We start from the raw sequence: 11,881 nt of genomic DNA, 5'->3' as shown, positions 1-11,881 counted from the left end.
GATTCCTAGTGATCGCTTCACCGCCAGGTCTGCACGGCCGGCACACCCGCCCCAACAACGACTGAAAGGAGACATGCATGCGCAGTTTGAACGCCGAGCCCCGGCACTATATGACAGGTTTTGCCAACGAATGGGCGACCGAGGCCGAGCCGGGCGCGCTGCCTGTGGGGCGCAATTCGCCGCAGGTCGCGCCGCTGGGCCTGTATGCCGAGCAGCTGTCGGGCACGGCCTTTACTGCGCCGCGCCACAGCAACCGCCGCAGCTGGCTCTACCGCATCCGCCCCGGCGCCATGCATGAGCCCTTTGCGCCGCTGGCCCTGCCGCGCTGGCAAAGCCATGTCACTGGCGGCTTTGACGAGGTGCCCACGCCGCCCAACCAGCTGCGTTGGGATCCGCTGCCACTGCCCGATGCGCCCTGCGATTTTCTGCAGGGCATCGTCAGCATGGCCGGCAATGCCGCCTGCGGCATCCACCTGTATGCGGCCAACCGCAGCATGGAGGGGCGCTACTTCTACAACGCCGATGGCGAGCTGCTGATCGTGCCCCAGCAAGGGCGGCTGCAGATTGCCACCGAGCTGGGAACCTTGGAGGTGGAGCCGCAAGAGATCTGCGTGGTTCCCCGGGGGGTGCGTTTTGCCGTCACCCTGCTCGACGGTACGGCGCGCGGCTATATCTGCGAGAACTACGGCGAGCTGCTCAAGCTGCCCGACCTGGGCGTGATCGGCTCCAACGGCCTGGCCAACCCGCGTGATTTCCAGACGCCGGTCGCCGCCTACGAGGACAAGGAGGGCGACTTCGAGCTGGTGGCCAAGCTGCGCGGCCACTTCTGGTCGGCGCACATCGGCCACTCGCCCCTCGATGTGGTGGCCTGGCATGGCAACTACGCGCCCTACAAATACGATCTGCGCCGCTTCAACACGATCGGCTCGATCAGCTACGACCACCCCGATCCGTCGATCTTTCTGGTGCTGCAATCGCCCACCGCGCTGCCCGGCGTGGATGCGCTGGACTTTGTCATCTTCCCGCCGCGCGTGCTGGTGGCGCAGGACACCTTCCGTCCGCCCTGGTTCCACCGCAATTTCGCCAGCGAGTTCATGGGCCTGATCGAGGGCGCCTACGACGCCAAGGCCGAGGGCTTTGTGCCCGGCGGCGCCTCCTTGCACAACTGCATGAGCGGCCACGGTCCCGATGCCGATACCTTCGACAAAGCCAGCCAGGCCGACACGCACAAGCCGCACTACATCGACAACACGATGGCCTTTATGTTCGAGACCCCGGCCGTCATCCAGCCCACTGCCTATGCACTGGAGACAGTGCAGCTGCAGCACGAGTACTACCGCTGCTGGCAAGGGCTGCAAAAGCATTTCAAGCCCCAGCGCAAAGCCTGAGGCGATTCCCCACTTGGAGACATCAAGCATGACCCTGCTCAACGAAACCCATGACCCCGCGCTGCAAAGCTGGGTTCCTAGCGCTCAGGCCGCTGGCAGCGATTTTCCGCTGCAGAACCTGCCCTTTGCCAGCTTTCGCCGCCAAGGCAGCCAAGAGGCCTGGCGCGGCGGCGTCGCCATTGGCGACCAGATTGTCGACCTGCAGGCGCTGGCCGCCAGCGGCAGTCTGACGGGTGATGCGCAGCGCGCCGCCGAGGCGGGTGCGCAGGCTTCGCTCAACGCCTTGATGGCGCTGGGCCCCCAGGCCTGGAGCGCACTGCGCCTGGCGCTGTCGCGCGGCCTGCGCGTGGGCGCTGCCGAGCAGGCGCAGTGGCAGGGCTTCCTGGTGCCGCAAGCGCAGGCCGAGTACAACCTGCCCGCGCGGATTGGCGACTACACCGACTTCTACACCTCCATCCACCACGCGACCAATATCGGCAAGCAGTTCCGCCCGGACAACCCCTTGCTGCCCAACTACCAGTGGGTGCCCATTGGCTACCATGGCCGCTCGTCGAGCATCGTGGTCTCGGGCACGCCGTTCAAGCGCCCGGTGGGCCAGACCAAGGCGCCCGATGCCGCGGTGCCGACGGTCAAGGCCAGCGCGCGCATGGACATCGAGCTGGAAATGGGCATCTTCATGGGCCAAGCCAATGCGCTGGGCGAGCCCGTCAGCATCGGCGAGGCCGAGGACCATGTGTTTGGCCTGTGCCTGCTCAATGACTGGTCGGCGCGCGACATCCAGCCCTGGGAATACCAGCCGCTGGGCCCGTTTCTGTCGAAGAACTTTGCCTCGACCCTCTCCCCCTGGGTGGTGACCCTGGAGGCGCTGGCCCCTTACCGCGTCGCCTTTGCGCGCCCCGAAGGCGATCCGCAGCCGCTGCCCTATATGGACAGCGCCCACAACCGCGATGCCGGCGCTTTCGACATCGCGCTGGCCGTGGACCTGCAGACGTCCAAGATGCGCGCCGCCGGCCAGCCAGCGGTGCAGATCACCCAGTCCAACTACCGCCATGCCTACTGGACCGTGGCGCAGCTGGTCGCCCACCACACCGTCAACGGCTGCAACCTGCAGCCCGGTGACCTGCTGGGCACCGGCACCTTGTCCGGCCCGAGCCTGGACCAGGCCGCCGCGCTGATCGAGCTGACCGTGGGCGGCAAGCAGCCGCTGACCCTCCCCACTGGCGAGACCCGCACCTGGCTGGAAGACGGCGACGCCGTGGTGCTGCGCGGCTGGTGCGAACGGCCCGGTGCTGCCCGCATCGGATTTGGCCCTTGCGAAGGCCAGATGCTGCCGGCGCGTACGCTGTAAGCGACAGGTGAGGGGCTGGGGGCAGGTGGACAATGCCATCAGGCCCCGGCTGGCGCCCGTAGCCCCGCGCAGCTGAGACAACAAAGATTACTGACAGGAGACAACACCATGCCCACCCCTTTTTCCCTGCGCCAGCTACTGGCTGCCGCCGCGCTGGCCTTGCCCGCTCTTGGCCATGCCGCCTACCCCGAGCGTCCCATTGAATGGGTCGTGCCCTATGCGGCAGGCGGCGGCTCCGATGTGGTCGCCCGCGTGGTGGCCGAGCCAATGGCCAAGGCCCTGGGCCAGTCGATCATCATCCTCAACAAGCCTGGCGCGGCCACCAACATTGGTGCCGATTACGCCGCCCGTGCCAAGCCCGATGGTTACACCTTGCTGACGGGCGACACCGGCACCTTGGCGGCCAATGCCTACCTGTACCAAAAGCTCAGTTACAGCGCTGAGAAGGACTTTGCGGCGGTGGGCATGCTGGTGCGCTTTCCGCTGATCCTCGTCGTCAACCCCAAGCTGCCGATCAAGAACCTGGCCGAATTCACTGCCTGGGCCAAGGCGCAGCAGGGTGGCGTCAGCTATGCAACGCCCGGCGCCGGCTCGCCCCACCACCTGGCGACCGAGATTTTCAAGGAGCAGGTCAAGCTGAGCCTGGTGCATGTGCCTTACAAGGGCGCGGCGCCTGCGGTGCAGGACGTCCTGGGCGGCCAGGTGCCCTTCATGTTTGTCGACTCGGTCGCCGGCTTCCAGAACATCCAGGCGGGCAAGCTGCGCGCCATCGGCATTGCGACGCCGCAGCGCTCCAAGGTGTTTCCGGACGTGCCTACCCTCGACGAGCAGGGTGTCAAGGGCTTTGAGGCCTATGCCTGGCAGGGCCTGGTCGTCCCCAAGGCTACGCCTGAGGACCGGGTGAACCGCTTGAGCGAGCAGCTGCAGGCCACGTTGAAGGACCCGGCCGTCGTCAAGCGCCTCGAAGACATGGGACTGGAAGTGACGCCGACGAGCCGCAGCGAGATGGACAAATTCCTCGTGTCCGAGCGTAACAAACTCGGCCCCGTGATAAAAACCAACAATATTCAATTAGATTAGTTAAAAATTGTCGAATTGCGTTAAAATCGAAGCGCCAGTTGGTTAACCATTCGGGTTAAAAAAGTTAAGTCACCAAGCGCGATGTCCTAGACATCGCGCTTTTTTTGTGCCTGCGCTCTCAAAGAACCCTCGGCTGACACCTTCGCGATAGGGCGCCTGCCCGTGCTGGCGCATGCTCGGCCGTGTTTTTTCTTTGTTGGAAACCCACCCATGGCTGTAGCGCACCCCCAGATTCTGGCGTTTGACGTATTTGGCACCGTGGTGGACTGGCACGGCAGCATCGCGCGCGAAATGGCCGCCCGCTACCCCCAGGTGGATGGCGATGCCTTTGCACTGGCCTGGCGCAAGGGCTACCAGCCCGCGATGGACCTGGTGCGCCAGGGCCAGCTGGGCTGGACGCGCATGGATGCGCTGCACCGCCGCATTCTGGACGGCATCCTGCCGCAGTTTGGGCTGGGCGACATGCCCGAGGCCGAGCGTGCCGACCTGAACCGGGTCTGGCACCGGCTGGCGCCCTGGCCGGATGCCGTTGCCGGCCTGCAGCGGCTCAAAAGCCGCTTTGTCATTACGCCGCTGTCCAACGGCAATATTGCCTTGCTCACCCACATGGCCAAAAACGCCGGGCTGCCTTGGGATTGCGTGTTGTCGGCCGAAGTGTTTCAGGCTTACAAGCCCGATCCCCGGGCTTATCTGGGTGTGGCGGATGTTTTTGGGGTGGAGGCTGCTTCCGTGATGCTGGTCGCTGCGCATCACAGTGATTTGGCGGCGGCGCGTCAGTGTGGGTTGCAGACGGCTTATGTTGAACGGCCGCTGGAGTATGGAGCCAACCAGCCCAAAGATGTGACCCCCCAACCCGACAACACCTACCACTGTCGTGATTTGTTGGATCTGGCGGATCAGTTGGGGTGTTGAGTTCTTGTGCTGTTTTGGAGTTTGGACTGTTAATCGTGCGGGGGCGCCGATATAGGGCCTGATCCTTCGTTGCGCAGGCTTGCCGTACAGACGTACTGTCTGCGCCTGCGACGCCTCGTCTCAAGCCCTATCTCGGCGTTGGGGTGGTGGGGTTGGGCGTTGCGCTTGCTTCTTGAGCCCGCTCCGGCGGACTGTTTCATTTCATCTGATGCTTGGGCTGGCGCTGTTCTGAGTTTTTGAGTTTTGGGCTGTTAGTCCTGCGGAGGCGCCGATATAGGGCCTGATCCTTCGTTGCGCAGGCTTGCCGTACAGGCGTACTGTCTGCGCCTGCGACGCCTCGTCTCAAGCCCTATCTCGGCGTTGGGGTGGTGGCGTGGGCGCTGCGCTTGCTTCTTGGGCCCGCTCCGGCATACCGGGGCGGGTGTGCAGATTTTGGAGTTGGCTGTTGCACATGGGGTGTCGAATGCAAAAAGCGCCCGGGGTGTCCTCGGGCGCTTTTTGCTTGCTTTGCTTCGCTTATTTCTTCGCTTGGGCCAGCCACTTGGTGGCCAGCTCTACCCAGTAGGTGGCGCCCAGGGGGATCAGGTCGTCGTTGAAGTCGTAGCTGGGGTTGTGCAGGGTGCAGGGGCCGCCGCCGTGGCCGATGGCGCGGTGGTCGCCTTCGCCGTTGGCGATAAAGCAGTAGGCGCCGGGCTTGGCTTGCAGCATGAAGGAGAAGTCTTCGGCGCCCATCGTGGGCTCTTGCGCTTTCACCTTATCGGCGCCGATGATGTCGACCATCACCTGGCGGGCGAACTCGGCTTCGGGAGCGCTGTTGACGGTGGCGGGGTAGTTGCGGTTGAAGTGGAACTCGCACTGGGCGTTGTTCATCGCGCAGCAGCCTTCGGCCACCTGGCGCATGCGTGACTCGATCAGGTCCAGCACTTCGGTGCGGAAGGTGCGCACCGTGCCTTGCAGCTCCACGCGGTCGGGGATGACGTTGTTGGCTTCACCGCCGTGGATCATGGTCACGGAGATCACGCCGGTATCGAGCGGCTTCTTGTTGCGGGTGATGATGGTCTGGAAGGCGGTCACAATCTGGCAGGCGATGGGCACGGGGTCGTTGCCCATGTGCGGCATCGCGCCGTGGCCGCCCTTGCCGGTGATGGTGATCTTGAAGTCGTTGCTGGAGGCCATCACCGGGCCGGGGCTCACGGCCATATTGCCGGCAGCCATGCCGGGCCAGTTGTGCATGCCAAACACCGCCTGCATCGGGAATTTCTCGAACAGGCCGTCCTTGATCATCTCGCGCGCGCCGCCACCGCCTTCTTCGGCGGGCTGGAAGATCAGGTAGACCGTGCCGTCAAAATCGCGGAACTTGGAGAAATGCTTGGCAGCGGCCAGCAGCATGGCGGTGTGGCCGTCATGGCCGCAGGCGTGCATCTTGCCGGCATGGCGGCTGGCGTGGTCAAAGGTGTTGGACTCCTGCATCGGCAGCGCATCGATATCGGCGCGCAGGCCCACGGCCTGGCCGCTGGCGCCGCCGTCCTTGCCGTGCACGATGCCGACCACGCCGGTGGTTCCCAGGCCGCGGTGGATCGGAATGCCCCATTCCGTCAGCTTGGCTGCCACCAGATCGGCCGTGCGCACCTCTTCAAAGCACAGCTCCGGGTGGGCGTGGATGTCTTTGCGGATCTGGGCGATGCTGGCCGCTTCGGCCACGATGGAATCAATCAGCTTCATGGAAAATCCTGTTGGCTACATGGGGGTGTATCTGTCTGGCGGCGCCTGGGGGGCCAAGGTGTTGGCGGGCGGCGTGCCAAGCCCTCTATGGTGCAGCAAAGCCGGGCGCCCCTGCGCTGAAATGTCTTGGGAATAACCCTGGGCCTGGGCCTGGGCCCCGCTCAAAAACGTGCTGCACGCGACCCCAGCCCCTGCCATCTGGCGCTACCATGTGCAGCACAACTCTCCCCCCGATTTTGCGCCCTTCTGGGCGCCGCCACTGCCATGACCACTTCCGCTGCCACCACTACCGTTTTGGGGGCCTGCCCCCATGACTGCCCCGACACCTGCTCGCTGGTCACCACGGTGGTCGATGGCGTGGCCACCAAGGTCAGCGGCAACCCCGCGCATGGGCATACCGGCGGCGTGCTCTGCGCCAAGGTGAGCAAATACACCGAGCGCAGCTACCATGCCGACCGGGTGCTGCAGCCGATGAAGCGGGTGGGGCCCAAGGGCAGCGGCCAGTTCCAGCCGGTGGGCTGGGACGAGGCGCTGGCCGATATCAGCGAACGGCTGCACCGCATTGCGCAAACCGATCCGCAGGCCATCCTGCCCTACAGCTATGCCGGCACCATGGGCCTGGTGCAGGGCGAGAGCATGGACCGGCGCTTTTTCCACCAGCTGGGCGCCTCGCTGCTGGACCGCACCATCTGCGCCAGCGCGGGGTCCGAGGCCTTGCTGCACACCTATGGCGGCAAGCTGGGCATGCGGGTGCAGTTCTTTGCCGAGAGCCGGCTGATCCTGATTTGGGGCAGCAACAGCATTGGCAGCAACCTGCATTTCTGGCGCTATGCGATGGAGGCCAAGCGCCATGGCGCCAAGCTGGTCTGCATCGATCCGCGCAAGAGCGAGACCGCCGACAAATGCCATGAGCACCTGCAGCTGCTGCCCGGCACCGACGCGGCGCTGGCGCTGGCACTGATGCATGAGCTGATCACCCACGACTGGCTGGACCACGACTACATCGCCCAGCACACGCTGGGCTGGGATGCGCTGAAGGAGCGTGCCTTGCAGTGGCCACCCGAGCGTGCCGCCCAGGTCTGCGGCATTGATGCCGCGCAGATCCGCAGCCTGGCGCGCGACTACGGCACGACCGAGCTGGCGGCCATTCGCCTCAACTACGGCATGCAGCGCACGCGCGGCGGCGGCAATGCCGTGCGCGCGGTCGCCTGCCTGCCAGCGCTCGTGGGCGCCTGGCGCCACCGCGCAGGCGGCCTGCTGCTGTCGAGCTCCTCGTCAGCCCCGGCACGCCGGGGGGCGCTGCAGATGCCGGCGCTCTTGGGCGCGCGCCAGCCCCGCACCATCAACATGAGCACGATTGGCGATGCGTTGCTCAAGCCCGCCAGTGCTGAGTTCGGCCCGCAGATTGCAGCGCTCCTCTGCTACAACAGCAACCCGGTAGCCGTCGCCCCCGATTCGGCCAAGGTGGTCCAGGGCTTTGCGCGTGAGGACCTGTTCACCGTGGTGCTGGAGCACTTCATGACCGACACGGCCGACTATGCCGACTATGTGCTGCCCGCCACCAGCCAGCTCGAGCACTGGGACATCCACACCAGCTACGGCCACACCGATGTGCTGCTCAACCGCCCGGCCATTGCGCCGCTGGGCCAGGCGCGCAGCAATGCCCAGATCTTCCGCGACCTGGCAGCCCAAATGGCGCGCTACGACAGCGCCTTTGCCGCGCCGCATTTTGCCGACAGCGACGAGGAGCTGTGCCGCCAGGCGGTCGATCCCACGCGCATCCCGTTCGAGCAGCTGCTGGACCAGGGCTTTGTCGCGCAGGACCTGCCCGACGCCCCTTTTGCCGAGGGCGGCTTTGCGACGCCCTCGGGCAAGTGCGAGTTCCACAGCGCGGCGCTGGAGGCCATGGGCATCAACCCCTTGCCCGACTACCTGCCCAACCATGAGCTGCCCACGGCCAGCCACCCGCTGGCGATGATCTCGCCGCCGGCGCGCAATTTTCTCAACTCCACCTTCGTCAACGTGCGCCAGCTGCGCAGTGCCGAAGTGCGCCCGATGCTGGAGATGCACCCCAGCGATGCGCAAAGCCGAGAGATTGCCGATGGCGATCTGGTGCGCGTGTTTAACGACCGGGGCGAGCATGTCTGCCATGCCAACATCAACGGCCGCGCCCGGCCCGGCGTCGTGGTGGGGCTGGGCATCTGGTGGCGCAAGGATGGGCCCAATGGCACCAACGTCAATGAGCTGACCCACCAGCAACTGACCGATATCGGACGCGCACCGTCCTTTTATGACTGTGCGGTGCAGGTCGAGCGCATGGTCAATGCCGACATCAGCCATGAAGGAATCGCCGCATGAGCGCCGTAGAACAAGCCTTTTCAGCCAGCTATGCTGCAGCACGCCAGCAGTTTCTCGAGGCTGCCGCCTCGGCCGGAATGGCGCTGCAGTCTCAGTCCCATCCGTTGACCGGGGTAGAGGGCGAAGCGCTGGCCATGGATGTGGCCCGCGATGGCCCGGCCGATGCCGACCAGCTGCTGATCCTCAGCAGTGCCTGCCATGGCATCGAAGGCTATTGCGGCAGCGGCGTGCAGGTCTATGCGCTGCGCGATGCCGAGTGGCTGGACAAGGCGCGCAGTGCCGGCGTGGCCGTGCTCTATGTGCATGCGCTCAATCCCCATGGCTTTTCCTACGGCCGGCGTGTGACGCAGGAGAACGTCGACCTGAACCGCAACTTTGTCGATTTCTCCCAGCCGCTGCCGGGCAACCCGGCCTATGACCAGCTGCACGACGTGATCGTGCCGGCCCAGTGGCCGCCCACGGCCCAGGTGCAGCAGGCGATGCAGGACTTTATCGACGCACATGGCCTCAAGGCCTGGCAGGCCGCTGTGGCCCAGGGCCAGTACCGCCATCCGCAGGGCGTGTTCTTTGGCGGCCAGGCCCCCACCTGGAGCAACCAGACCCTGCGCCAGGTGCTGCGCCAGCACGGCCAAGCGGCACGCCAGATTGCCTGGATCGATGTGCACACCGGCCTGGGCCCTAATGGCTATGGCGAGCGTATCTTTACCGGCCCGCCCGGCGATGCGGTCATGCTGGCGCGGGCGCGCCGCTGGTGGGATGGCGCCGGCGCCACGCCAGTTACCTCGATCGATGACGGCAGCTCCTCGTCGCCGCCGCTGACCGGCTTGCTGTGGAACAGCGTGGCGCAGGAATGCCCGCAGGCGGCCTTTACCGGCATGGCCCTGGAGTACGGCGTGCTGCCGGTGCATGCCACCTTGGATGCCTTGCGTGCCGACCACTGGCTGCACCAGCACCCCGAGGCGCCGGCAGACCAGCAAGCCGCTATCCACCAGCAGATGCGCGAAGCGTTCTACGACGAGAGCGTGGCCTGGAAGGGGCAGATCATCAGCCAGGCGCGGCAGGCGCTGTTCCAGACCGTCGATGGGCTCAGCCGCGAGGCGCGCTGATCTCCAGCTGAGCGTCCTGCACCGCGACCTGCTGGCAGCCCCAGTGGTGCAGGCATTCGCGCAGCAAGACCAACAGCGCCGCCTGCGCCGGCGCCAGCTGCAGGCCGCTGCGGCTGCCGCCCATCATCTGGTGGGCATAGCGGTTGAACAGCTGCTCGATGGCGTCGGTCGTCTGCAGGGCAGCTTGCGGCTCGGGCAGCTGCGCCGCGAGGGCTGCCATGTCCGGCGCGCGGCACAGCAAAGCCAGCTGGGGCCCCGGCGCTGGCCAGCTGCGGGTCAGCGGCATGATCTGGTCCTCGACCAGCTCAATCACCTGCTCCACCTGGCCGGCGCCCACGGGTGGGCGGCTCAGGTACTGTGTTGCCAATTGGCCATAGCCCAGTGGCAGATCGTGTCGGATAGGTGACGCGTTTTGCGGCGCCAGGCGCCAGACATGGCAGGCATCCGGGTCGGCTTGCAGCACCACCCATTCCTGGTCTGGAAAGCGCGCTTGCAGCGCGGCCAAACCCTGCAAAATCGCGGGGTTTGAAGGGATGGTCGGGTCGGAGGGCAGGGATGTGGACATGGTCGCTGGGCAATGCTAAGCGCGCTTGATCGGCGCTGCTCGCTGTATCTTTTATACATATGCTGTCAGTAGGTGTGTCAGACAAATGCCATTGACGGCGCGAAGCGGCGCCACACAATAAGTGCCATGAATATCCTGCAGTCCAAGCTCGAAGAGAAGCTGGCGGGTTTGCCAGTGTCGGTTGCCATCTCCATGCCCCAGGGCGGATGGATCGGTCCACCGGACCAGGCGCAAGTGCGTATCCGCTGCCACAATGCGGCGGCGCTGGCCTCGCTGGCGGCGGGCGATGTGGGGGTGGTCGGCGCGGCCATCGTCGAGGGCCATGTCGAGATCGAAGGCACGATGCGCGATGCCATGGCCGCAGCGGTGGCCTTGATGCCCGCCGACCCGGTGGCCGCGCGCTCGACCTGGTGGAGCCGGCTGCTGGCGCGCTCCCGCTCGGCAGCGCTCCATACCTTGACCAAGGATTCCGAGCAGATCCAGTTCCACTACGACGTCTCGGACGACTTCTACGGCCTGTGGCTGGACCCGCGCCGCGTCTACTCCTGCGCCTACTATGCCGAGCCCGGCTACAGCCTGGCGCAGGCGCAGGAGGCCAAGCTCGATCTGATCTGCCGCAAGCTGCGGCTGCAGCCCGGCGAACGTTTTCTGGATGTGGGCGCCGGCTGGGGCGGTCTGCTCTTGTGGGCAGCCGAGCACTACGGCATCGAGGGCACGGGCATCACCTTGTCGAAGAACCAGCATGCCTATGTCAACCGGCTGATCGAACAAAAAGGCCTGCAGGGCCGGGTCCGGATGCTGCTGACCGACTACCGCCAACTGCAGGTGGACCAGCCCTTTGACAAGATCGCTTCGGTGGGCATGTTCGAGCATGTGGGCCGCGCGCATATGCAGGAGTACTTCAGCGTGCTCAAGCGCCTGATCAAGCCCGGCGGTTTGCTGATGAACCACGGCATCACCGCTGGCGGCACCGACAACGAACAGCTGGGCGCGGGCATGGGCGATTTCATCGAGAAATACATCTTCCCTGGCGGCGAGCTGATCCATGTCAGCGCCGTGCTCGAAGAGATGGCCCATGCCGGCTGGGAGATGGTGGACACCGACAACCTGCGCCCCCATTACGCCAAGACCTTGTGGGCCTGGTCCGATGCGCTGGAGGCGCAGCTCGATGAGGCGCTGGCCATCCTCTCGCACAAGGGCAACCCCGCGCAGGCGGCCAAGACCTTGCGCGCCTACCGCCTCTACCTGGCCGGTTGCGCCACCGGTTTTGAGCACAGCTGGGTGGCGCTGCACCAGATGCTGGCTGTCATGCCCGATAGATCGATGACGACAGGGACCATGCCTGGTGCACAATCACAATACCCGTTCACCCGGGACTATATGTATCGATAAGGAGCGCACC

9 protein-coding genes are annotated in these 11,881 nt (G+C 65.4%); 7 read left to right on the top strand and 2 right to left on the bottom strand.

The genetic code is table 11. The features are described from left to right. Positions 1 to 77 precede the first annotated feature (77 nt). The 4 genes from hmgA (at position 78) to ACPEE1_RS21295 (ending at position 4,728) form a co-directional block, all read left to right on the top strand. Positions 78 to 1,388: a homogentisate 1,2-dioxygenase gene (gene hmgA / locus ACPEE1_RS21310; RefSeq protein WP_116926159.1), complete on the top strand. Its 1,311-nt coding sequence runs from the start codon at positions 78 to 80 to the stop codon at positions 1,386 to 1,388. 28 nt (positions 1,389 to 1,416) lie between these two features. After that, entirely contained in the window at positions 1,417 to 2,736 is a 1,320-nt protein-coding gene (fahA, locus tag ACPEE1_RS21305) for a fumarylacetoacetase (protein ID WP_423934801.1), read from the top strand. 108 nt (positions 2,737 to 2,844) lie between these two features. Beyond that, positions 2,845 to 3,816, top strand: a complete 972-nt coding sequence (locus tag ACPEE1_RS21300) for a Bug family tripartite tricarboxylate transporter substrate binding protein (RefSeq protein ID WP_182344779.1) — start codon at positions 2,845 to 2,847, stop codon at positions 3,814 to 3,816. A 210-nt stretch (positions 3,817 to 4,026) separates the two neighbouring features. Next, entirely contained in the window at positions 4,027 to 4,728 is a 702-nt protein-coding gene (locus tag ACPEE1_RS21295) for a haloacid dehalogenase type II (RefSeq protein ID WP_116926162.1), read from the top strand. Positions 4,729 to 5,244: 516 nt separating this feature from the next. On the opposite strand, the gene ACPEE1_RS21290 is transcribed toward ACPEE1_RS21295, so the two are convergent. Next, positions 5,245 to 6,450, bottom strand: coding sequence for a M20 aminoacylase family protein (locus ACPEE1_RS21290; protein WP_021028679.1), 1,206 nt, complete (start codon positions 6,448 to 6,450; stop codon positions 5,245 to 5,247). Positions 6,451 to 6,714: 264 nt separating this feature from the next. Here ACPEE1_RS21290 and ACPEE1_RS21285 point away from each other — a divergent pair, with 264 nt between their 5' ends. Continuing rightward, positions 6,715 to 8,808 carry a molybdopterin-containing oxidoreductase family protein gene (locus ACPEE1_RS21285; protein WP_423934799.1) on the top strand — a complete coding sequence of 698 codons (2,094 nt, stop codon included), beginning with the start codon at positions 6,715 to 6,717 and terminating at the stop codon, positions 8,806 to 8,808. Next, positions 8,805 to 9,914: a M14 family metallopeptidase gene (locus ACPEE1_RS21280; protein ID WP_182344784.1), complete on the top strand. Its 1,110-nt coding sequence runs from the start codon at positions 8,805 to 8,807 to the stop codon at positions 9,912 to 9,914. The genes ACPEE1_RS21285 and ACPEE1_RS21280 overlap by 4 nt, the downstream gene beginning before the upstream one ends. Here the strand turns inward: ACPEE1_RS21280 and ACPEE1_RS21275 are convergent. Next, positions 9,895 to 10,479, bottom strand: coding sequence for a hypothetical protein (locus tag ACPEE1_RS21275; RefSeq protein WP_182344785.1), 585 nt, complete (start codon positions 10,477 to 10,479; stop codon positions 9,895 to 9,897). The two genes, ACPEE1_RS21280 and ACPEE1_RS21275, sit on opposite strands and share 20 nt — an antisense overlap. 126 nt (positions 10,480 to 10,605) lie before the next feature. Between ACPEE1_RS21275 and ACPEE1_RS21270 the strand changes: the two genes are divergently transcribed. After that, complete coding sequence (locus ACPEE1_RS21270; RefSeq protein ID WP_182344786.1) at positions 10,606 to 11,871, top strand: class I SAM-dependent methyltransferase; 1,266 nt, start codon at positions 10,606 to 10,608, stop codon at positions 11,869 to 11,871. Positions 11,872 to 11,881: the final 10 nt, after the last annotated feature.

Source organism: Comamonas sp. 23 (assembly GCF_049601575.1).
Classification (GTDB): domain Bacteria; phylum Pseudomonadota; class Gammaproteobacteria; order Burkholderiales; family Burkholderiaceae_C; genus Comamonas; species Comamonas squillarum.
This window is presented reverse-complemented; position numbering and strand designations above follow the sequence as displayed.

Coding starts and splice junctions, on each gene's coding strand:
- fahA (WP_423934801.1), top strand. CDS start 1,417: ATGACCCTGCTCAACGAAACCCATGACCCCGCGCTGCAAAGCTGGGTT.
- hmgA (WP_116926159.1), top strand. CDS start 78: ATGCGCAGTTTGAACGCCGAGCCCCGGCACTATATGACAGGTTTTGCC.
- ACPEE1_RS21290 (WP_021028679.1), bottom strand. CDS start 6,450: ATGAAGCTGATTGATTCCATCGTGGCCGAAGCGGCCAGCATCGCCCAG.
- ACPEE1_RS21280 (WP_182344784.1), top strand. CDS start 8,805: ATGAGCGCCGTAGAACAAGCCTTTTCAGCCAGCTATGCTGCAGCACGC.
- ACPEE1_RS21275 (WP_182344785.1), bottom strand. CDS start 10,479: ATGTCCACATCCCTGCCCTCCGACCCGACCATCCCTTCAAACCCCGCG.
- ACPEE1_RS21295 (WP_116926162.1), top strand. CDS start 4,027: ATGGCTGTAGCGCACCCCCAGATTCTGGCGTTTGACGTATTTGGCACC.
- ACPEE1_RS21270 (WP_182344786.1), top strand. CDS start 10,606: ATGAATATCCTGCAGTCCAAGCTCGAAGAGAAGCTGGCGGGTTTGCCA.
- ACPEE1_RS21300 (WP_182344779.1), top strand. CDS start 2,845: ATGCCCACCCCTTTTTCCCTGCGCCAGCTACTGGCTGCCGCCGCGCTG.
- ACPEE1_RS21285 (WP_423934799.1), top strand. CDS start 6,715: ATGACCACTTCCGCTGCCACCACTACCGTTTTGGGGGCCTGCCCCCAT.